Source organism: Duffyella gerundensis (genome assembly GCF_001517405.1).
In the GTDB taxonomy this organism is placed as follows: Bacteria; Pseudomonadota; Gammaproteobacteria; order Enterobacterales; family Enterobacteriaceae; genus Duffyella; species Duffyella gerundensis.
Genome location: NZ_LN907827.1, coordinates 2205486 through 2224123 on the forward strand (window position 1 = coordinate 2205486; position 18638 = coordinate 2224123).

Annotated in this window: 26 protein-coding genes and 1 pseudogene; 4 read left to right on the top strand and 23 right to left on the bottom strand. The window is 57.9% G+C overall.

The window, feature by feature from the left end; translation table 11 throughout:
- Positions 1-27 precede the first annotated feature (27 nt).
- The 3 genes from EM595_RS10230 to EM595_RS10240 are packed head-to-tail and all read right to left on the bottom strand — an operon-like array spanning position 28 to position 2058.
- On the bottom strand, positions 28-306 hold the full coding sequence (locus tag EM595_RS10230) for a phage tail assembly protein (protein WP_067431290.1): 279 nt from the start codon (positions 304-306) through the stop codon (positions 28-30).
- 57 nt (positions 307-363) lie between these two features.
- Positions 364-876, bottom strand: coding sequence for a phage major tail tube protein (locus EM595_RS10235; RefSeq protein ID WP_067431293.1), 513 nt, complete (start codon positions 874-876; stop codon positions 364-366).
- A 12-nt stretch (positions 877-888) separates the two neighbouring features.
- Positions 889-2058, bottom strand: a complete 1170-nt coding sequence (locus EM595_RS10240) for a phage tail sheath protein (RefSeq protein ID WP_067431297.1) — start codon at positions 2056-2058, stop codon at positions 889-891.
- A 163-nt stretch (positions 2059-2221) separates the two neighbouring features.
- Here EM595_RS10240 and EM595_RS10245 point away from each other — a divergent pair, with 163 nt between their 5' ends.
- Positions 2222-2467, top strand: a complete 246-nt coding sequence (locus tag EM595_RS10245) for a hypothetical protein (protein ID WP_067435367.1) — start codon at positions 2222-2224, stop codon at positions 2465-2467.
- 40 nt (positions 2468-2507) lie between these two features.
- Here EM595_RS10245 and EM595_RS10250 read toward each other — a convergent pair whose 3' ends face one another.
- The 6 genes from EM595_RS10250 to EM595_RS10275 are packed head-to-tail and all read right to left on the bottom strand — an operon-like array spanning position 2508 to position 6604.
- Positions 2508-3098 carry a tail fiber assembly protein gene (locus tag EM595_RS10250; RefSeq protein ID WP_067431301.1) on the bottom strand — a complete coding sequence of 197 codons (591 nt, stop codon included), beginning with the start codon at positions 3096-3098 and terminating at the stop codon, positions 2508-2510.
- Positions 3098-4165, bottom strand: coding sequence for a phage tail protein (locus EM595_RS10255; protein ID WP_067431304.1), 1068 nt, complete (start codon positions 4163-4165; stop codon positions 3098-3100). Before EM595_RS10255 ends, EM595_RS10250 begins: the two co-directional genes overlap by 1 nt.
- Complete coding sequence (locus tag EM595_RS10260; protein WP_067431307.1) at positions 4162-4770, bottom strand: phage tail protein I; 609 nt, start codon at positions 4768-4770, stop codon at positions 4162-4164. The genes EM595_RS10255 and EM595_RS10260 overlap by 4 nt, the downstream gene beginning before the upstream one ends.
- Entirely contained in the window at positions 4763-5671 is a 909-nt protein-coding gene (locus EM595_RS10265; protein WP_067431310.1) for a baseplate assembly protein, read from the bottom strand. The genes EM595_RS10260 and EM595_RS10265 overlap by 8 nt, the downstream gene beginning before the upstream one ends.
- Before the next feature lie 4 nt (positions 5672-5675).
- A complete protein-coding gene (locus tag EM595_RS10270; protein ID WP_067431313.1) occupies positions 5676-6023 on the bottom strand; it encodes a GPW/gp25 family protein in 348 nt (115 codons plus the stop codon).
- Complete coding sequence (locus EM595_RS10275) at positions 6020-6604, bottom strand: phage baseplate assembly protein V (RefSeq protein WP_067431316.1); 585 nt, start codon at positions 6602-6604, stop codon at positions 6020-6022. The genes EM595_RS10270 and EM595_RS10275 overlap by 4 nt, the downstream gene beginning before the upstream one ends.
- 89 nt (positions 6605-6693) lie before the next feature.
- Here EM595_RS10275 and EM595_RS10280 point away from each other — a divergent pair, with 89 nt between their 5' ends.
- The gene (locus EM595_RS10280) at positions 6694-7773 is read left to right on the top strand and encodes a hypothetical protein (RefSeq protein ID WP_067431319.1); all 1080 of its coding nucleotides are present in this window, start codon (positions 6694-6696) and stop codon (positions 7771-7773) included.
- 1 nt (position 7774) lies between these two features.
- Here the strand turns inward: EM595_RS10280 and EM595_RS10285 are convergent, their stop codons facing one another.
- The 11 genes and pseudogenes from EM595_RS10285 to EM595_RS10330 form a co-directional block, all read right to left on the bottom strand.
- Positions 7775-8224, bottom strand: a complete 450-nt coding sequence (locus tag EM595_RS10285) for a phage virion morphogenesis protein (protein WP_067431322.1) — start codon at positions 8222-8224, stop codon at positions 7775-7777.
- A complete protein-coding gene (locus EM595_RS10290; RefSeq protein ID WP_067431325.1) occupies positions 8221-8688 on the bottom strand; it encodes a phage tail protein in 468 nt (155 codons plus the stop codon). Before EM595_RS10290 ends, EM595_RS10285 begins: the two co-directional genes overlap by 4 nt.
- On the bottom strand, positions 8621-8941 hold the full coding sequence (lysC, locus tag EM595_RS21370) for an Rz1-like lysis system protein LysC (protein ID WP_231938703.1): 321 nt from the start codon (positions 8939-8941) through the stop codon (positions 8621-8623). The genes EM595_RS10290 and lysC overlap by 68 nt, the downstream gene beginning before the upstream one ends.
- Positions 8862-9212, bottom strand: a pseudogene (locus EM595_RS10295) (Rz-like lysis system protein LysB); the annotation flags it as partial. The pseudogene EM595_RS10295 and the gene lysC, both read right to left, overlap by 80 nt.
- Complete coding sequence (locus EM595_RS10300) at positions 9209-9718, bottom strand: lysozyme (RefSeq protein ID WP_067431331.1); 510 nt, start codon at positions 9716-9718, stop codon at positions 9209-9211. The pseudogene EM595_RS10295 and the gene EM595_RS10300, both read right to left, overlap by 4 nt.
- Positions 9702-9926, bottom strand: coding sequence for an HP1 family phage holin (locus EM595_RS10305; protein ID WP_067435370.1), 225 nt, complete (start codon positions 9924-9926; stop codon positions 9702-9704). The genes EM595_RS10300 and EM595_RS10305 overlap by 17 nt, the downstream gene beginning before the upstream one ends.
- A gap of 5 nt (positions 9927-9931) precedes the next feature.
- A complete protein-coding gene (locus EM595_RS10310) occupies positions 9932-10135 on the bottom strand; it encodes a tail protein X (RefSeq protein ID WP_067431334.1) in 204 nt (67 codons plus the stop codon).
- On the bottom strand, positions 10135-10605 hold the full coding sequence (locus EM595_RS10315) for a head completion/stabilization protein (protein ID WP_067431337.1): 471 nt from the start codon (positions 10603-10605) through the stop codon (positions 10135-10137). Before EM595_RS10315 ends, EM595_RS10310 begins: the two co-directional genes overlap by 1 nt.
- A gap of 89 nt (positions 10606-10694) precedes the next feature.
- Entirely contained in the window at positions 10695-11363 is a 669-nt protein-coding gene (gpM, locus tag EM595_RS10320; RefSeq protein WP_067431340.1) for a phage terminase small subunit, read from the bottom strand.
- Positions 11364-11366: 3 nt separating this feature from the next.
- Positions 11367-12443, bottom strand: coding sequence for a phage major capsid protein, P2 family (locus tag EM595_RS10325; RefSeq protein ID WP_067431343.1), 1077 nt, complete (start codon positions 12441-12443; stop codon positions 11367-11369).
- A 48-nt stretch (positions 12444-12491) separates the two neighbouring features.
- Positions 12492-13337, bottom strand: coding sequence for a GPO family capsid scaffolding protein (locus tag EM595_RS10330; RefSeq protein WP_067431346.1), 846 nt, complete (start codon positions 13335-13337; stop codon positions 12492-12494).
- A gap of 145 nt (positions 13338-13482) precedes the next feature.
- On the opposite strand from EM595_RS10330, the gene EM595_RS10335 reads away from it, so the two are divergent.
- Together EM595_RS10335 and EM595_RS10340 are read left to right on the top strand one after the other, a co-directional pair.
- Complete coding sequence (locus EM595_RS10335) at positions 13483-15246, top strand: terminase ATPase subunit family protein (protein WP_067435373.1); 1764 nt, start codon at positions 13483-13485, stop codon at positions 15244-15246.
- Entirely contained in the window at positions 15246-16268 is a 1023-nt protein-coding gene (locus tag EM595_RS10340; RefSeq protein ID WP_067431349.1) for a phage portal protein, read from the top strand. The genes EM595_RS10335 and EM595_RS10340 overlap by 1 nt, the downstream gene beginning before the upstream one ends.
- 33 nt (positions 16269-16301) lie before the next feature.
- Here the strand turns inward: EM595_RS10340 and EM595_RS10345 are convergent, their stop codons facing one another.
- The 3 genes from EM595_RS10345 to EM595_RS21280 form a co-directional block, all read right to left on the bottom strand.
- The gene (locus EM595_RS10345; protein WP_067435379.1) at positions 16302-17042 is read right to left on the bottom strand and encodes an HIRAN domain-containing protein; all 741 of its coding nucleotides are present in this window, start codon (positions 17040-17042) and stop codon (positions 16302-16304) included.
- A complete protein-coding gene (locus tag EM595_RS10350; RefSeq protein ID WP_067431352.1) occupies positions 17035-17955 on the bottom strand; it encodes a HipA domain-containing protein in 921 nt (306 codons plus the stop codon). Before EM595_RS10350 ends, EM595_RS10345 begins: the two co-directional genes overlap by 8 nt.
- Positions 17956-18424: 469 nt before the next feature.
- Positions 18425-18601, bottom strand: coding sequence for a hypothetical protein (locus EM595_RS21280; protein WP_173645370.1), 177 nt, complete (start codon positions 18599-18601; stop codon positions 18425-18427).
- Between the last annotated feature and the right edge of the window lie 37 nt (positions 18602-18638).

Here is an 18638-nt window from a genome sequence, read left to right on the forward strand (position 1 = left end):
CGCTGACCGTCAGGCCGCCGGGCCAGCTCAGTCGTCCGACTTCGGCGACAAAAAACCGATCACCTTCCCGGCCAGCGCAATCAGGTCGGCCGGGTCGAGGGCGTTGCACTCCGCTTTGGTCAGCGCCGGGACGGTGATGCGCGGCAGCACGGTGATCAGCGCGTCCACGTCGGAGCCTGCAAGGTCGGCCAGCCGCACGCCGCGCAGCGCGCCCGCGTTGGGTTTAATCAGCTCCAGCTGCGTGATGTCGGACTCGCCGCGCTTCAGGGGAAATTCCAGTACCACGACGTTTTCTTTCGGTTCCATGTTGTCTGTCTCTTTGTTCAGTTGATTACTGGCCAGCGGCGGGCGCTGGCGTCGGGTTTACATCAGGCCGATGTTTTTGCGGCGCTGCTCCAGCCGGTCAACGCCGCCGACCTTCTCCACCATGTTGATGGTGTCGATTTCAATCAGCTCTTTGCCGTTCCACGTCAGTTTGAAATAGGTGTTTTTGGTGGTGATTTTGGTTTCGATATCCTCGCCGGTTTTGGCCTCGCCAAAATCAAACGCCTGATGCCGTCCGCGTACCTCGATCTCGACGGCAATTTCCTCGCCGGTGTCGTCGCGCTGGTAGGAGCCGGTAAAGCGCAGCGGCACGTTAGCCGAGGCGCCCCACTGCGTCAGCACCAGGTCGTCCATGCCGCCGATGCTCCATTCCATATCCAGCGCGTCGTCGTCCAGGCCGTTATCGATGTGCGCGGCGCCGTTCATGCCGCCGCCCCGGAACGGGTCGAGCTTGCGCGACAGCTTCGGCAGGGTCACGGCGGTGACCACGCCCTGATAGCTGTTCGAGTCGTTGAAAAGGTTCATCGCCTTCAGTTTTCTTGGCAGTGCCATTTATCCGGCTCCTCAGCTGTTAACGGATGCGGCGAAGGTCGCCAGGTATTTGTCGGTGATGCGCTGGCGCAGGGTCAGGTCTTCCAGCGGCGGCACCGGCGTGTAGTCATAGTCAATCGACAGCTTGCCCGCCTTCAGCGTGTCCTTATCGTTGGCCGTGTCGTCGTACCAGCAGGACGCGCCCAGCAGATAACCGGCGCTGACCAGCTCGCGGAATTTAGCGTTGATGCCCGCGATAATCTCGCGCACCAGTACCGGCGTCAGCGGCTTGTCGTTCGCCCACATGTGCGCCTCGGCCATCGTATCGGCCAGCACCTGCGCCGTGCGGGTGTAGTTCTCAAACTGAAACAGCGGATCGTCGCTGCAGGTGCGGTTGCCCCAGAAGCGGAAGCCGTCCTTACGGATAAGGGTGGTTACGCACGCCTGATTGAGCAGGTCGGCGTCGGTGCCGGTCTGCTGCAAATCCCAGAACACGCCCGCCGAAATGCCGGTGACGCCGTTCACGCCGACGTTGGACAGGGTTTTGTGCCAGCCGGTGTCGTTGTCGATTCTGGCGCGCAGGCCGAGCGCACGCGCCGTGGCGTATGCGGTTTCGGATTGGTTGGCCGTGGTGTTCCAGGCGAGGAAGTCCGGCCAGATAACCATCAGCTCACGCTGGCTGAAGTTGTCGCGGTACTTCATGGCGTCGGAAATGGTTTTGCAGTTCCAGGCGGAGACGTAGGCAAAGGCGCGCAGCTGCTGCGCGATGCTGGCCAGCGACGTCGCCACCTCCAGCGAATCCAGCCCCGGCACGCCGAGAATGCGCGGCTTGACGTCGAGCTGCGTCTGCGCGGAAAGCAGCGCCTTCATGCCGGTGTACTGGCCGTTCTCGTCGGTGGTGCCGATGATGTTGGAAATGGTCTCCGCGTCGGTGGCGCCTTCGGCCACGCGCACCACCACGGTCACGGGTTTGGCCTGGTCAGCGATGGCCTGCAGGGCGCTGGCCAGCGTGCCTTTTTTACCGGCCCTGCCGATGGCCGACAGCACGTTGGTCAGCAGCACCGGCGTGTTGAGCGGGAACGCCGCGGCGTCGGCATCATCTGCAGTGCAGACCATGCCAACGATGGCGGTTGAGACGGTGGAAATGGTGCGCGTGCCGTCGTTGATTTCGACGACACGGACACCGTGATGATAATCAGACATCTGATGCACTCCGTGTTATGGGTGCGCTCAGATTGTCAGCTCAGGGAAAGGGATGCATGCGCTTGCGGTTTGCTGAGTGATGGCACAACAAACTCATTGCCTGTACATCATTCAGTGGCTTAAATAGCTGGCTTATAACACAAAGATGCTGAGTGAGGCCTTTATGAAGATCGAAGAGCATGATTATTATTTTACACGCGGCAGCGACGTAATAAGGGATGGCATGTTTTTGGAAGTATCACGGGACGCAGAAAGTGGAACTGAGCTGGTTGCAGAAGTATTTTTTTCAGATATCACGCTTAACTACACGCTGACTTGCTTTATGGAAGACGTTCCACTGGAGCTTATTGAGGAGCTGATCAGGCAGGCCAAAATTCGGCTTCCCCCGGTTAATGAGAGCAATGGTTAATCTGCAAATTAAGCTACCCCCTTCTAAAAGGGGGATAGATTTACGCAGGCAATGCTGGCCAGTTGATGTTGGGGGCACCTGATATATCTGTTGTCTGTACCGCCTGAATATATTTCATCCATGCGGTCAGCGAGGCTTTATCGTCGTCGGTGATCATGTCGAGGCGCAGCTGCGTCTGCCATGCCTGGGTCACACTATTCGCTTCGTTAATCAGCGCTGCCTGCTGTTTCTCTGCGGCTTCAATATCTGCCGCATTCTGTGCAGCTGCATCCGTCACCCATTTGCTGCCGTCCCAATTATCCCAGGCGGTAGCCGGTTTCAGCGGGGTGGTGTCGGCAGGATAGTCACCCGGCTCCGTCAGTAATACGGGCGAACCGTCGGCGATTGCGTAGACCGTTTCGCCCCGGTGATCGGCGACGACCAACCACCTGCCATCGCGGTAAATTGCCACGCTGCCAGTTTTACCGGCAGGCGGTGCAACGGTACAGGCACTCCCCGGCAGGCCAACTCCCTGCATAAGATACTCATCAGACGCGCCGGTAAACTCACCGCTTTTGCCGTCAAAGTTATAAACCGTCAGCGTGCCGGCCGATGTTGCCAGCCCGTTTTTATCAAGCGTTACCTTTGTCATTATGCTGCTCTCACAATGTAGTTTAATGCCACGTTACGTGGCCTAAATTCGCTTGCGGTAGGCACCTGTCGGGACGCGTCCATTACGGATGTCATACCTTGGGTAGCGGGGACCCCGGCCTGAGGAGCAAGAACAGTACCCGGGTCTAATGCTAAGTTGAAGAAAACACCTGACGAATTGCCGCGAAATGCGTAGAAGTTTGATCCCATCACTTGCCCCGTCAGGTTGCGCATCGCATCTCCCTGCGTGGTGCCGATTCCGCGTCCTGCATCTGCCCCGCGCGCATCATCCCATCCGCGAATAAACTCACCGCGCAAATCAAGTAGTTTCAGAGCCGGATAAACTTTTGCCAGTACGGGGTAAGCCGTCGCGCTGAATGATGCACCGTTGCATTTCAGCCAGCCCTCCGGGGGCTTCGCCGTTGGCCACGGGACAGGGACGCCAACTGGTATGGCAGAGCCTTCGCCTAAACCAAGGTTTTTGAGAAGTTCAGCAACCAGCCCGGCATCCCTGATTTCGGCCAGCGCGCTGGCCGTCTGCAGGTACTGGCCGTGCGGATTGTCTGCGGCAACATGTTTACCCATCAGACTGTCGGCGTAGTCCTTCACCTCGATCACGGCATTGTCCACGTATTTACGCGTTGCCAGCACCACGGACGGGTCGATTTTAAGCGTCACGGCGGTGGTGCTGTTCACGATGAGGATCATGCGCACGGTCTGCGTGCGGCCGCTGCCCTCCTGCAGCTGCGGCTTGTAGGTCTCCGCGCAGTTGGCCACCGCAATCAGCACGCCGTCGGCATCAAACAGACCGATTTCGCGTATCCAGAAACCGCCCTCACTTTCGGGAATAATCTGGCTGCTGTTGGCGGCATCCACCGTCAGCGAGTTAAGCGGCGCCCGGCGCTTTTCACCGATGAGCCTGGTCTGCGAGGCGTCAGGCGTTGGCAGCGTGCCGCCGCCGTCGCCCAGGGCCATTTCGGTGATCTGCAGCTTTGTACCGAGCGCGGTCGCGTTGGCCAGCTTCGCGGCGCCCTGGCTGGTCAGCAGGGCAAAATATTTAGTCGTCATGCTCTCACTTCCGTCAGGTCAATAAGATGGACCGCCGCGCCGGTATAACCGGAGCCGCCAGCGGTGATGATTTCGGGCGTGTACGGGTAAACGGTCAGCTCGTCGCCGCTGTAGCAGGCGGCGGCCGTCGGCAGCCCGCCGGTGGAATCAAGATTGATGGACAGGCCGATAAGGTGGCGACTGCACGGCCTGGCATCTGCTATCAGCCGCTCCAGCTCGTTATACATCTCTTCGTTAATGCCGGTATCCAGCACGCCCACGTCCAGGCGAAACGTGCCGGGCACGTCGCCGGTTTTCCACCATTCAATAATGCGGATAAGGTAGCCGAGCGGCTCCACCACCCGCCGGATTGAGCCGATGGTGCCCTTGTGCCGGTGAACGTATTCCGACGCGGCCACCACGGCGCGTTTGGTGCTTTCGCTCCAGCCGGAATCCCAGCGGTCAACCGACCACGCCCACGCCAGATACGGCAGCAGCTCCGCCGGGCAGTCCTGTGCGCTCCAGAGCCTGCGCAGGGGCACGGGAAGCGTTTCAATCCTGGCGCAGGCTTCGGCGGCGGCCACCTCCAGACTCGACGAGCCAGATGGCAGCAGGCGATCACTCATCCGAACCCCCGACCGCGATGCGGTAGCCGGTGCAGTATGCGGCCTGCGTTTTATCCAGCACCACGTCCTCCGCAGGTGCTGCCAGCTCAACGCGCTGAACGCCCTCAACGTGCAGCGCGGCATACAGCGCCGACCGGCGGATGTCACGGCCGAGCCGGGCCTGCGCCGTCACGAACGCAGCAAGCCTGGCCTCAGCGGCGGCGCGCACCGGCTCCGCTTCCGGTCCGGGATACAGGTAAAGCGTTGCGTCAATCGCATAGTCCACGATGGCGGCCGACTGCACGGTGACGCGGTCGGCAACCGGCCGCACGTCCTCATCGTTCAGCACGCTGTCCACCGCGGCCAGCAGGTCAGCGGCGGCAACGCCGTTGCCCTCACGCGACAGCACGGTGATGGTGACGCAGGCGGGCGACGGACTGATAGCCGAGGCATCCGCCACGCGGCCGTCGGCGCTTTTCGCGTGATACTCATAGGCGCCGGTCGGCCCGGCCACGCTTAAGCCTTCAAACGCGGCGGCGATGCGCATGCGAAAATCATCGTTGCTTTCCATCACGGCGGCGACGGGCGGAATGGCCGACGCGTCACCGGGTGCCAGCGTCAGGCGGGTTACGCCGTTATTGGCCCCGAGCTGGTCCAGATCGCCGTCGCGCGCCCACGCCACCATGACGGCTTTGGCCGCCTCGTTGATGCGCTGGCGCAGGATAACCTCACGATAGGCGTTCTCCTGCAGTAGCTTCACCACCGGCTCGGACTCCAGCGCCAGCGTGCGCGATATGGCGTCCTGCTGGTCAGCCGGATACAGCGAAATCAGCGTGGCTTTGCGCTCGGCCAGCAGGGTTTCATAGTCCAGCGTTTCCACCACGTCGGGCGCGGGCAGCTGGCTCAGGTCGATAGTTGCCATAGTTTCAGCTCACAGGAACGGTCAGGGAAAAATCCTGCGCGGTGTCGGTGCGGCTGCCGGTGATTTCCACCACCATGCCGCCGTCAAACGCGGATTCGTAACGGATGCCGGTCAGCTTCAGGCGCGGCTCCCACTGCAGGATCGCCATGTAGCAGGCCGACATAACCTGCAGACGCAGCGCCGCATTCTGCGGCTGGTCGACAAGGGCGGACAGCAGCGAGCCATAACTGCGGCGCATTACTCTGGTGCCAACCGGCGTCAGGAGAATGTCGTGCACCGACTGCCGGATATGGTCAAGGTCTGACACCGCCGCACCGGTCTCACGGCTCATGCCGGTATATTTAGCAGTCATAGCGGCGCCCCCGTCAGGCCACCGCTGTCGCCAGGGTGTTTATGGGTGTGCAGCACCTTGCCGTTGGATGAGAGGCTGCCGCCGCTGTGCGTGATGTTGCCGTGCATCGTGCCGCCTTCGGTGACTTCCAGCGTGGCAGATTTCAGGAGCGCGGTGCATTCCACCACCGGCGAGTCGAACAGGATTTTCACGGCGGCTTTGATGGTTGCGGTCTGGATGCCTTCCGCTTTCAGCGCACCCGTTTCCGGCTCGTACTCGATTACCGCGCCGTCCGGGAATGACCAGTGCAGCGCATCGGCCGAGGCAGACGGCGCCGGATTGTTGTCAGAGAAAACGCCGGGTAATACGAAGCCGGTATCAAGCTCTCCGCCAATGCACAGGATAAGCACCTGCTCACCAACCGATGGCGCATTCCACGAGCGTGTTTTACCGGCACGGGCGGTCAGCCAGTGCAGCCAGGTTGTGGTGTTATTTCCCGTCGCCACGCGGCAGGTGCCGTCAGTGAGATTTACCTCGGCGACGGTGCCAATGCGGATCAGGTTGCGCAGCAGGCGCAGGATTTCTGAGAGTTGTTCATTCATGGATGTATGATGTATGTAATTTACTTATACTTGCTACCTGCCCAAGTTCTGTCAGCTAACAACAAACAACTGATAATGGAGTGTCTTCAATGTCGTTCTTCGATAATGATCAAACTAAAAAAGCTTTAAAAAATTACATGGCTTTTTTAAAAAGCTTAGAAATTCAAGATACTTTTGAAAAAAGGCTACGCGATGACTTACTGCAACTATTAAACATTATGCACAACGCCTCAGATGAATGGGAAAGAAACACCCCTTACAACATCAAAGATATATCCAATCTTTTCATCACTCAATTAACAGAGAATGATGAGCTTAAGAAAAAAGTTCATTTAACATATGCCTTAGCAATAAGATTCCTAATCGAATTTTATCTAACAACTGACGTGACGTTCAGTGATATTTATTTAAAAATGAAAGATAACGCATACGAATTTATTGATAAAATAAATAGTCCCGATGCGAAATGGCATCTTAGATTCGCTTTCAATGGCATGTCATTAGAAATTACAAAAAACGTATTCAGTCATGAAGGGTTCAAAGTTTTCCAAGATTATACAGCTGCTAAAAATAGCGCTGAGCAGTTAAAAAACGACTGGTTAAAATTTATAAAGGAAAAAGAGGAGGCTGTTAAAAAGCTTGAGAAAACCCTCATTGAACAAAAACACTCTTATCAATTCGTTGCTTTGAACCAAGGTTTCCAGTCTTTACTTGAACAAAAGAAATCACAACTTTCTCTGTCAAGATTTATGTTAATATTTTTAGGATTAATACTACCCACTACGATATTCTTGGAAATGTTCTTTTTTTTAAGAAGTGAACAAGAGGTGCAGTATCAAATTTCATTAATAAAATTCATCCCCGTACTATCCTTAACACTCATCTTAGTTTATTACTTCAGAATAGCCCTCCAAAACTGTCAATCAATAAAAGCTCAAATTTTACAGATAGAGTTCAGAATGACGCTATGTGGATTCATACAAAGTTATGCTGACTATAGCGCAGGAATTAAATCAAAAAACCCTAACTCTTTAAGTAAATTTGAAGATGTAATCTTCTCAAACATAATGACTAGCGAAGATAAAATACCATCCACTTTTGATGGGATAGAACAAATATCAAATCTAATTACCTCAATTAGAGGCGGACGTGATAGCAGCAAGAATTAATTTATATCAAGAGGGATTTGATTATTTCATTTTCAATAGACTTCAAATCTCCCTTATTTATTCCTAGAAGTGGCCGTTCGTCATACGGCACCTCTTTCGAACCGCGTGCCGGGCGGTCGCGCAGCCCGTAATGATGCACCCGCGCCATGCGCTGCACCTTGCCGACAAACTCCACGCTGGCCTCGCTGTTGGTGGCTTTTGCCTTCATGTACTTCGCGGTGCGCAGCTTCGCGAACATCTCACGCTTTACCCGGCCGGTTTTCTTCCGTACCGGCTCCGCCCGCCGGGGCTTGAACGGCGTGCCGTCCGGCGCCTGCTGGCGTTTGATGTTCTGTTGCTGGCTGGCGCGCAGGCGTTTTGCAATGGCTCTGGCCATCTCCTTTTGCGCGGACGGCTCAAGGTTGTTAATCAGGGCGCCCAGCCGTTCGGCAAAGCTCTCCAGCGGCCTCATGGCCGCCACTCGCTGACCAGCTCGCCCTTAACGAACAGCCGCAGCGGCCGCGCATCATCAACCGGCGCCGGGTTTTCGTTCAGGTGGGTGACGTGCAGGGCGCCGTCCTCCTGCTTCACGAGCACGCGCTCGGTCAGCTGCAGGTCAATGCTGATGTCGCAGAGCGTGTCGCTGATGATGTCCGCCTTAAAGGTGAAGCCGGTGCTGCGCTTCTCCTCCGTGGCCATGATGTCGGGCTGGTTTTCGCGCAGCCAGGCCAGCACCGGCACCATCACCAGGTCGATGTCGTCGCCATAGTCGGTGATCACCAGGTTCAGCTGATACTGGTACTCAAACGACAGCGAGCTGGCCAGCGTCGAGGCCAGCCGCCCGGCGTCGATAAACATGTTCAGGCTGTCAGGGTTTCGCTGCAGCAGCGGCACGCTGTCGGTCAGCGCCCGGCGCAGCTGGTTCGGTTTCAGCATCGTGTTCCTCCTGGCATTCCTTGATGATTTCCACCTGCAGCCCGCATGATGCGAGCGCGGCCTCCAGCTGCCGGTTATCCGCCGCCAGATCGCCCTGCGTCAGCAGGCTGTTTCCCGGCAGCGGGCAGCTTGTCACGCGTGGACAGCCAGTCCAGATAATCTCGGGCGTTGCCGAAGGCGGGACGGCCGTGCAGCCGGATAACGTCAGCAGGCAGGGCAGCAGCAGTCCAGTTACGTAAAGCCGGATTGGCATCGGTTTCCCTCTGTATAGTCAGTTCACGGTTCAGCGCGCCGGTGCTGGCGCGCCCCTGCTGCAGGCGCAGCGTGGCCTCGCGTTTCTGGCTGGCCTTGGCGTCGGCGTTCAGCCGGGCGATGGTCCTGTCCCGGCTCTCAATCCCCGCCGACAGTGTGCCGATGATGCGCTGCGCGTCGCCGAGTTCGCCCGTTACGGCGCCGAGCCGCCAGCCGGTCAGGCAGAGCGCGGCGAGCAGCACGGCCAGCACGGTCACAGCCAGGCGCGTCACGCCGCCCCCTTAAGGCACCAGGCCATTTCACGCTGGCGCCGGTTATCCAGCCCCGGCGTGAACGCGCCTTTCACGTACACCCAGCGCGGCAGCTGCAGGCAGGCGGCGCGCCACTGGCCGCGGTTGATAAAGGTCGCCAGCGTCGAGGCGCACGCGGCGTGCACGCCGACGTTGAAGGCAAACGACACCACCGCGTCGTACACCTGCGGCGGCATGTCGCGGCGCATGCAGGCGTCAATCCCGCGTTCGACGCGCATCACGTCGTACACCAGGTTTATCGCTGCCTGCCTTTCGGTTATCCGGCTGTGCGGCGTGACGCCTGCGGTGTGCCCGATGCCGCTGGTCCACACCCCGGCGCTGCACTGGTAGGCCGAGGTGCGGCACCCCTCGGCGTCGGCGATCAGCTGCAGCCCGGTCTCCGAGGTGCGCAGGGTTTTAAACTGCGGCAGCAGCGCGGCGATGGCCAGCACCACGGCGACGGCACAGCGCTTAGCGGTCTGGCTCAAGGTTCACCCCCTTCGTACTCCGGCGCTGCAGCTCAAAGGTCTTGCGGCGGTAGTGCCAGTTGATAAAGAACGTGGCCACGTTGGTGACAAGCGTCACGACGGCCACGCCGGAACCGACCATAAAGGCGATGTCCTGCGGCGTGTGGCGGCCGAACCACATCAGAACGAGGCCGATCAGGTAGTTAATCAGCGAGCTGACTTTCTCCATTTTCATTAGTCCCACAGGTTAACGGTTTCAGCCGCCGGGGCGTCCGGCAGGTCGGGCAGCACTACCCCGCAACCGTGAGGCAGCACGGCGCCGCTTTCTGCCAGCCCCGGATTGGCCGCGTAGACCCGCTCGACCACCTGCTGCGTGCGCCCGTAGTGGCGCCAGCAGATGTCGTCCACGGTGTCGCCCTGCTGCGCGATAACCCTCATCACAGCAGGCTCACGATGCAGCCCGGCCGGTCGCCGATGCGGCTGATGCTGAAGCGGGCGTCGCGCCAGTATTCGTCGGCGCTGGCCTCCACCTCTCCGGCCTTTTTGCCGCCGCTGGCGTCATAGCCGCGGTAGCGCTCGACGATTTCCGCCGAGGTTATGGCGCCGACGGCGGCGAGGTAGTGCGATATTTTTTCGCTCTCGCCGTCGAGGCGCTCCGCGGGCACCTCGGCCAGCGTCCCGAAGCCCGCCGTCATCTGCGCGGCGCGCCAGTCGTACAGCTCGGCGTTCACTTCTGAAATCGCCGTTTTCACCGCGAGGCGCAGGCGCTGCGCGGTCACGGTGCCCTCATAGCGCAGCGACTCCCTGAGCTGCTGCAGGTCGACGTCAGGCCAGAAAAACGTGTTCTTTACCGGCGGCTCGGCGCTTTCTGCCGGTCGCGGGGCGGGGATAACTACCGTTGCGTTCATAGTTGGCCTTTGAATAGGTGGGCGGTGGAGGACGGCGCAGACGCTGAAAGCGCATTGCCGTCCTGCCGCCCGGCGCGGGGCGCGTTCTGTCAGCGGCGGGCTGCTGCCTGTTTTTTCATTTCAGTGGCCAACCGCTCTATGTCCTTGACGACGCCACAGCGGTCATGCAGCTGCAGCGCCCGTGTTAAGTGGCTCATCGCCTCCTGAGTCCTGCCCGCATCGCGAAGCGCATACCCGGTGATTTTGTGCAGCTTGGCGCGCACCTGGTCGGGCATGTCTTCGGATTCCGTCAGCGCAAGTGTTGCCAGCAGCGGATCGATATCGACCGGCGCCTTTGCCGTCCAGGCGCGCGTCGCGGCGCTCGCCACCTCCTCGGCGAGCAGGTAGGCCGTGGCGTCACGCTTAAAGCCGTCGGGCGGAACCAGCCCGTGCGTCAGCGCGTACCGGGCAATCTCCAGCGCGCCCGGCACGTCGCCCGCGTCCAGCCGCCAGATCATGACGGTCATCAGCACCGCGTCCTGTGCGCCCCTGCCCCGGCTCAGCACGCCCGACACCCACGGCAGGTACTCCGGCAGCATCTGCTGCTTGAGTTCCGCCTTGCGCTCGGTTGAGCGCACCTTTTTCAGGCGGCGCCTGTCGTCGTTGAGCTTCATCAGCATCAGCTCGTAGCCGCTGGCGTGACGCTGCGGGTTGTCAGCCTTCTGCGAGGCATCAATGGCCTGCTGGCGCATGCGGTGACGTCGGGCAGGACTCAACATGCGTTACGCCTCCGGGGTGGCCGCTTCCGGCGCCTTCACGGTCGTGAAGTCACCCAGCACGATGTTTTCAATCAGGCATCCGGCCGCGTAGTCCTCGATCACGTAGTCCTCGTTAATCGATTCGTAGTTTTCGATGCGGTCGCGCTTCGGCACCTCGTCGATCATCCGGCGATGCGTGCCCTCCTGGAAATAAATCGACAGGTTATCGAGGCGGGTAACCATCAGGGCGTCGGCCGGGAAGTACGGCACGCGCACCGCGGGCAGGTTGCCGATGCGCTTCTGGCTGATGATTAGGTCGGCGGCCAGCGCCTCGGTGTTCGCCTGAGACTGATTGACCAGCGGGAAATACTTGTCGGCCAGCAGCTGACGGCCGCAGATCACAACCAGCTCCGGGTCTTCCTGGTACCAGGGCTCAATCAGGGTGTTGGTGCTGTCCATCACCAGCGCGTCGAGGTTGGCGTAGTCACCGCCCCTGCCGATGCGGACCGTCTCCGAGACCACGCTGCCGTCGTCGGCCAGCACCCTGCTCAGCACGCGTTCCGGGGCGTGGTCGCGGTACTTCTGCAGCCAGCCCACGGCCACGTCCTGCAGCATCGGATACTTGGCGCGGTTTGAGGTTTTGGCGCGCTGCACGCCGTTAAAGCCGATCATGATGCGGTCAAGGCTCTGGCGCTTCACGATGGCGTCGCGCAGGCGGCTCTGAAAGTCCTCATAGCGCGCCCACAGGTCGAGCGTGTTGTAGCGAATGTGAAAGTCGTAGTTGACCTGCACGCACTCGTAGCCGTTGCTGTCCAGCGCGGCAAAGTCCGCGGTTTCGCGCTCGTCGCCGCCCGCCGTGTCGGTGGTGCTGGCAATCGAGCCGCTCACGCCGATGCCGATTTTCTCGCCCTTCATTTCGGAGACCGGCACGACGTTGATGCGGGTCAGGAAGTCGGACGACACCTGCACGCGGTTCATCAGCGTCTGCGTCACCGACGGCTCGACGGTGAATTTCTTGTTCATGTCGTCGGCCTCAATGCCGTTCAGCTCGGCGAGGCGGGACATAAAGGCGTTAAATTTAAAGCGGGTGTTCTTACGCATGTTCGGGCGTTCCTGTTCTGTGGGGGTGTGGTTTCAGGCGGCGCCTGATTAGCAGTCGGTCTGCGTCCCGGCCTTCGGGTCGCTGCCGGTTGCGGCCGGTCGGCGGCTGAAGCTGCCGTCGGTGGTTTCGAGCTGGCCCTGCAGTGCGGCAAACGCGGCGCGGTCTTCCCCGGCCTGCTGCTCGATGGCCTCAAGGCGTCCGGTCAGTGAGCTTTCCAGCGCGGACAGCTTTTGCGTCTGGCTCTCCGCGTTCAGCTGCACCTGCTCCGCCACGGCCGTCACCGCCGCGCCAACGTCGGCAAACTGCTCGCCGCTGGCCTTTTTCTGGCCGGTGAACATGGCGGAAATGCGCGCCAGCAGGGACGGCGCCGGGTCGGCCACGTCCTCAAACTCGATCACGGTTTCTTCGGCGGCGGTGAACAGGTTACCCCTGTCCTGCTTGCGGGACGCCAGCGGGTTAGCCTGAGCGGTGGCGCTGAAGCTCAGGATTTCAGTGCCAAGGCTCGCCGGGTCATCGGTCACGGCGAGACCAACCAGGTACGCCTCGCCGGTGTCGGCAAACGTCGGGTTGACCTCAATCGAGGTGTAAATTTTCTGGCGGGACCGGGTCAGCTCCACCAGTTCCGGCGTCGGGTCAATCCAGCCGAAAAGCGCCAGCTTTCCCTTCAGCGCACCGTCGGTGATTTCCTCAGCCTCAACGGCGGTCACGTCACCAAAGCGGCGGAAGGTGCTGTCGGCGGCGTAACCCCGGATGTGCTCCATGTTGATGCGGGCGCCATAAACCGCCGGGTCGTAGTTCGCGGCCATCTGCGAGATCCAGTCGCGCGAAATCTCGCGGCCGTCGGTAGTTGCGCCTTCAACTGCGATGCGAAAACGCTTTGCTTTAGTTGCCATTAATCAGGCTCCGGTCAGTGGGTTGGTTCAGGTCGGGGCCAGTTTCTCCGCCCCGCCCCTTTCCCTCAACGAAAACCAGCCCGCTCAGCCGTCAGCAAACAGGGACAGCGGGCGCGGCGTTTTGGCCACCGGTAGCCTTATGACCATGAACATGACACCGACAACCACCATCAGCGATCCGCGCCGTCAGGCCGCGCTGCTTTACTGGCAGGGATATTCCGTGCGCCAGATTGCGGAGACGCTTAAACAGAAAACGCCGACCGTGCAGAGCTGGAAGTTGCGCGACGCGTGGGACGACGTTGCGCCCATCAGTCGCGTGGAGTTCAGCCTCGAGGCGCGGCTTACGCAGCTCATTCTTAAGGACGTCAAGGGGGGAAGTGACTACAAGGAGATCGACCTGCTCGGCCGACAGATTGAGCGGCTGGCCCGCGTGGAGCGCTACCGCAGCTCGGGCAACGAGGCGGATTTAAACCCGAACGTGCGCAACCGCAACCGGGGCGAACGCCAGCCGGTCGTGAAAAACGAGTTCAGCGAGGAGCAGACCGGCAGGCTGACCGAACTGTTTATGGGCGCCTGCTTTGAGTACCAGCTCAACTGGCACCGCGCCGGGCTGGCGCACCGCATCCGCAACATCCTCAAGTCGCGCCAGATTGGGGCCACGTTCTACTTTGCCCGCGAGGCGCTGATTGATGCGCTGACCACCGGCCGCAACCAGATATTTCTCTCCGCCAGCAAGGCGCAGGCGCACGTCTTTAAAAACTACATCATCGACTTTGCCCGGCAGGTTGACGTTGACCTGAAGGGCGATCCGATTGTGCTGCCGAACGGCGCCCGCCTGATATTTCTCGGCACCAACGTGCGCACCGCGCAGAGCTACACCGGCAACCTGTATCTGGATGAATATTTCTGGATACCGAAGTTTCAGGAGCTGCGCAAGGTGGCCAGCGGCATGTCGCTGCACAAGAAGTGGCGCACCACCTATTTTTCCACGCCGTCGAGCCTGTCGCACAGCGCCTATCCGTTCTGGTCGGGCGCGCTGTTTAACAAGGGGCGCCGCAGTAAGGAAGACCGGATCGAAATTGACCTGTCGCACTCCCACCTGGCGAAAGGCGCGCTGTGCGACGACGGCCAGTGGCGCCAGATTGTCACGGTCGAGGACGCGCTGACCGGCGGCTGCAACCTGTTCGACATTAACCAGCTGCAGCTTGAGTACGGCCCGTCGGAGTACGACAACCTGCTGATGTGCGAGTTTGTGGACGACGAGGCGAGCGTGTTTCCGTTCAGGGAGCTGCAGACCTGCATGATTGACAGCCTGGAGGAGTGGGAGGACTTCAACCCGTACTCCCTGCGCCCGTTTGAGTACCGGCCGGTGTGGATTGGTTACGATCCGTCGCACACCGGCGACAGCGCGGGCTGTGCCGTAATTGCGCCGCCGGTCGTGGCGGGCGGCAAGTTTCGCGTGCTGGAGCGCCATCAGTGGCGCGGCATGGACTTCGCCGCGCAGGCGAAATCGATTGAGGAGCTGACGCGCAAATACACCGTGGAGTATATCGGCGTGGACGCCACCGGCATCGGCCAGGGCGTTTTTCAGCTGGTCCGCCAGTTCTTTCCGGCCGCACGGGAAATCCGCTACTCGCCCGAGGTGAAAACCGCAATGGTGCTGAAGGCAAAGGACACCATCGGCAGCGGCCGCCTGGAGTACGACGCCGGGCACACCGACATCACGCAGTCGTTTATGGCCATCCGCAAGACCATGACCGCCAGCGGCAACCGCACGACCTATGAGGCCAGCCGCAGCGAGGACGCCAGCCACGCCGACGTCGCCTGGGCGATTATGCACGCACTACTCAACGAACCGCTCACCGCCGCAAGCGGCGGCGCCAACCCTTCAATTCTGGAATTTTACTGATGAGCAAACGCAGCCGGAAGGCATACAAAGCACAACCCCAGCCCGCCGCGCCGCAGCCGGTCGAGGCGTTCACCTTCGGCGAGCCGACACCGGTCATGGATAAGCGCGACATTCTGGATTACGCGGAGTGCATCGGCAACGGCCGCTGGTACGAGCCGCCGGTCAGTTTTCACGGGCTGGCCAAGAGCCTGCGATCGGCCGTTCATCACAGCTCGCCGATTTACGTGAAGCGCAACATACTGGCCTCAACGTTTATCCCGCACCCGATGATGAGTCAGCAGGAGTTCAGCAAGTTCGCGCTGGATTACCTGGTGTTTGGCAACGCCTTTGCCGAGCTGCGCCGCAATGGCCTCGGCAGGCCGCTCCGGCTGGAGACCACGCCCGCCAAGTTTACCCGCAAGGGGGTTAAGGATGGCGTGTACTGGTTCGTCAACGACTGGAAGGAGCCGCACGAGTTTGCGGCCGGCAGCGTGTTCCACCTTATCGAGCCGGACATTAATCAGGAGCTGTACGGCCTGCCGGAATACCTCAGCGCGCTCAACTCCGCCTGGCTGAATGAGGCGGCGACGCTGTTTCGCCGCAAGTATTACCAGAACGGGGCACACGCGGGTTATATCCTCTACATGACCGACGCGGCGCAGAGCAGCAGCGACGTGGATCGGATGCGTCAGGCGATGCGCGACACCAAAGGCCTGGGCAACTTCCGCAACCTGTTTATGTACGCCCCGAACGGCAAGCCTGACGGCATCAAAATCCTGCCGCTCAGCGAGGTGGCCACAAAGGATGATTTCTTTAACATCAAAAAATCCAGCCGCGACGATTTGCTAAGCGCGCACCGTGTGCCGCCTCAGATGATGGGGATTATCCCTGATAATACTGGCGGGTTTGGTGATGCTGTTAAGGCGGCGCAGGTTTTTGTTCGGAATGAGCTAACGCCATTGCAAGAGCGTATGAGGGAAATTAACGATTGGATCGGAGAGGAGGTGATTCTTTTTAGGAGTTATGAATTAACTGCAGCATAAAAAAGGTTCACCAAACGGTGAACCCTTTAACTATTAATCAATCACATCAAACTCGTTGTGAAGACTAAAAATTTCTTTTTGCGAAATAGAGACATGCCCACGAATCTTGCATAACAATCGATAGTTATGCGGTGCATCGTTGCTGATCTTCTCTACCGCGAGCGCCACTGATTGAGAATCATTAAGCAGCAGATTTTTAATTAGCTTTGCAAAATATCGAGGGCAATATCCTACAACCTCTGCAGGTTGATTAGCCATCACAACCACGGCCTCAGAGTCGAAGTCGTTTTGCAGGTCTAAACACAGCTTAAGCTTCTCACCTGGTTTTAACTGGGAAACCCTCACATTCGCACTATCAGTGAGATAACCAAGCCCATGAAGGAAAAAGGAGTGCTCAAAGCTACCGTCCTCTTCAAGCTCAATTTTTTTGAAAATCTGCAGATTGTCTGTACTTCTCATCCCGCCAGTACGAGCCAAAATGTCGATAGGATTGGCTTTTTCATCTTCAAAACCTAACCATGACATGAAACGAGGATACTCTGGCCGTCTTGGGGAAAGGAGGCGATTTTTAAACAAAGGAAACAGTTCCTCTGAAATGTAAGTCTCGCTTACATCCTTCATCCCACTGAATTTAGTAAACTTAGGTGATGATAGTGCGCCTTTTGTATATTTGAAGACATAACCCGATTTACGCTCTTGCAAATTACCCACAACATGCCAAGCGCGAGTATCCGGTTCCTGCCAGGCAACATAAACTGAGTTAGTGTTATTCATCATCTAAAAGCCTTCTTCTGTTTTCCAAAACCATCAAGGCAGCAAACTCACGGGCACTTTCAGAAATGCACTCTGATGGCACGTCGTTGAAAACCTTAGTTATGGATTCTTCCGACAAACTGTCCAGTCGAGAAAGCCAGTGTTGACTTGCTGCTTCTCTACCAACAACAGATTGCCTATATGCATCTACGGTAAGCAATGGTTTTCTGTCTGTTTTTATTTTGAAAAGTTCTGACCTTGCTTTCCTAACGAAATAGGGTATCTGACGGTTTTTATCTCGACTGCTAAGTCGTTCCTGACGCTCAGCGTCAACCATCTCTCTACCTAAACTGGCTGCATGATCGTATGTAGGACATAAAAATTGTTCTCCAGTTTCATTATTGAGCATGATTGCCCAATTTTCATGATGTCTGTCTTGGTTACTGATCAAAGCATCAAGCATGAGGTAACCGCAAAAAACATCAGCAGCATTTAATCCAGAGAGATCGTAGGGGCTAAAGGGCAGCTTTACTGCGTCTCTATCTAAACACGCCAGCACCCTACTGACCGTGTGCTCTCTCACTCGTACAGGCTTTTCATCGTCCTGAATCGGTTGAGGGTAATCAGATGACGTACTATGCAGGACTTCATTGCCCATGACCATGCGAAATTCATCAGGAATCATGTTGGGAGATATAATTCCCATGCGGCCATATGCTTGCGCTATCTCATACTCAGCATGCGGTATGCCTAGCAGATGACACAACTCCGCAGCACACTTTTCAGACCAATGCTCACCTGTATTTGCGCGTGAATACTTGAACAACCAAGGATTGAGTTCTTTACCGACATACTGGAACCAGAACTTCTCTTTGGTTCCAAGCTGCTCGATATCATTGGCTACTGGCGTTAACTGGATAAACTCATATGGCATTATGCGTCCCTGCTTACTTCATCTGAAGTTGAGGGCCATGATATTACAGTTAACTAAGATAATTCCCAATGGTTAAGATAGTAGCACAATACTGGTTTTATATACAGATATTATGCATTTGGTTTTAGTATGTTCGAATACTACGTCAAACAAGCTATGCGAGAGCTTAGTGTTTCGAGCCCTTTACACAATCCTGCGCCGCTTTATCCTACAATCTACACCGATACAACGGGTTCAAACATATTTCCATCCCCGCGCGCAATGCTATCCCCGCCACGCCTGCCCGCTTTATGCATCGCTTTTCATGCATCTGCATGCCCTGCCCCGAGCCTTGCCAGCGCTGGCGTTGAAAGGGATTTGTGATCCTGTCTGGATCTTGCAAAACCATGCACGCTCATGCGTGGTCATCATATGAAAAAAGCCACCTCAAAAAGGTGGCCTCAGTCATACAAATCTCTAACGAAAGCAACTATTCAACCTGGTAGAAAATCTTGCTCTGAAGGGCAGCCGTTTCGATAGTTCCAGCCATATCACTGATCATCGACAGTGCCATTTTTAATTCATCTGATTTGCACTGCGCGACAAGTGATACATCCGCCACAAACTGAATACGTGCAATAGTCTCGCTTAGTTTATCAATATCCATCAGTTGGTTACCTCCTGGCTGTAAATAATACTGTATA

Excerpts from the sequence above, each read along its gene's own strand:
- EM595_RS10330 (WP_067431346.1), bottom strand. The coding sequence starts at position 13,337 with ATGGCAACTAAAGCAAAGCGTTTTCGCATCGCAGTTGAAGGCGCAACT.
- EM595_RS10235 (WP_067431293.1), bottom strand. The coding sequence starts at position 876 with ATGGCACTGCCAAGAAAACTGAAGGCGATGAACCTTTTCAACGACTCG.
- EM595_RS10270 (WP_067431313.1), bottom strand. The coding sequence starts at position 6,023 with ATGACTGCTAAATATACCGGCATGAGCCGTGAGACCGGTGCGGCGGTG.
- EM595_RS10240 (WP_067431297.1), bottom strand. The coding sequence starts at position 2,058 with ATGTCTGATTATCATCACGGTGTCCGTGTCGTCGAAATCAACGACGGC.
- EM595_RS10340 (WP_067431349.1), top strand. The coding sequence starts at position 15,246 with ATGAGCAAACGCAGCCGGAAGGCATACAAAGCACAACCCCAGCCCGCC.
- EM595_RS10265 (WP_067431310.1), bottom strand. The coding sequence starts at position 5,671 with ATGGCAACTATCGACCTGAGCCAGCTGCCCGCGCCCGACGTGGTGGAA.
- EM595_RS10275 (WP_067431316.1), bottom strand. The coding sequence starts at position 6,604 with ATGAATGAACAACTCTCAGAAATCCTGCGCCTGCTGCGCAACCTGATC.
- EM595_RS10245 (WP_067435367.1), top strand. The coding sequence starts at position 2,222 with ATGAAGATCGAAGAGCATGATTATTATTTTACACGCGGCAGCGACGTA.
- EM595_RS10260 (WP_067431307.1), bottom strand. The coding sequence starts at position 4,770 with ATGAGTGATCGCCTGCTGCCATCTGGCTCGTCGAGTCTGGAGGTGGCC.
- EM595_RS10325 (WP_067431343.1), bottom strand. The coding sequence starts at position 12,443 with ATGCGTAAGAACACCCGCTTTAAATTTAACGCCTTTATGTCCCGCCTC.
- EM595_RS10255 (WP_067431304.1), bottom strand. The coding sequence starts at position 4,165 with ATGACGACTAAATATTTTGCCCTGCTGACCAGCCAGGGCGCCGCGAAG.
- EM595_RS10285 (WP_067431322.1), bottom strand. The coding sequence starts at position 8,224 with ATGAGGCCGCTGGAGAGCTTTGCCGAACGGCTGGGCGCCCTGATTAAC.
- EM595_RS21280 (WP_173645370.1), bottom strand. The coding sequence starts at position 18,601 with ATGGATATTGATAAACTAAGCGAGACTATTGCACGTATTCAGTTTGTG.
- EM595_RS10230 (WP_067431290.1), bottom strand. The coding sequence starts at position 306 with ATGGAACCGAAAGAAAACGTCGTGGTACTGGAATTTCCCCTGAAGCGC.
- lysC (WP_231938703.1), bottom strand. The coding sequence starts at position 8,941 with ATGCCAATCCGGCTTTACGTAACTGGACTGCTGCTGCCCTGCCTGCTG.
- gpM (WP_067431340.1), bottom strand. The coding sequence starts at position 11,363 with ATGTTGAGTCCTGCCCGACGTCACCGCATGCGCCAGCAGGCCATTGAT.
- EM595_RS10350 (WP_067431352.1), bottom strand. The coding sequence starts at position 17,955 with ATGCCATATGAGTTTATCCAGTTAACGCCAGTAGCCAATGATATCGAG.
- EM595_RS10345 (WP_067435379.1), bottom strand. The coding sequence starts at position 17,042 with ATGAATAACACTAACTCAGTTTATGTTGCCTGGCAGGAACCGGATACT.
- EM595_RS10335 (WP_067435373.1), top strand. The coding sequence starts at position 13,483 with ATGAACATGACACCGACAACCACCATCAGCGATCCGCGCCGTCAGGCC.
- EM595_RS10315 (WP_067431337.1), bottom strand. The coding sequence starts at position 10,605 with ATGAACGCAACGGTAGTTATCCCCGCCCCGCGACCGGCAGAAAGCGCC.
- EM595_RS10290 (WP_067431325.1), bottom strand. The coding sequence starts at position 8,688 with ATGCTGAAACCGAACCAGCTGCGCCGGGCGCTGACCGACAGCGTGCCG.
- EM595_RS10280 (WP_067431319.1), top strand. The coding sequence starts at position 6,694 with ATGTCGTTCTTCGATAATGATCAAACTAAAAAAGCTTTAAAAAATTAC.
- EM595_RS10310 (WP_067431334.1), bottom strand. The coding sequence starts at position 10,135 with ATGAGGGTTATCGCGCAGCAGGGCGACACCGTGGACGACATCTGCTGG.
- EM595_RS10250 (WP_067431301.1), bottom strand. The coding sequence starts at position 3,098 with ATGACAAAGGTAACGCTTGATAAAAACGGGCTGGCAACATCGGCCGGC.
- EM595_RS10305 (WP_067435370.1), bottom strand. The coding sequence starts at position 9,926 with ATGGAGAAAGTCAGCTCGCTGATTAACTACCTGATCGGCCTCGTTCTG.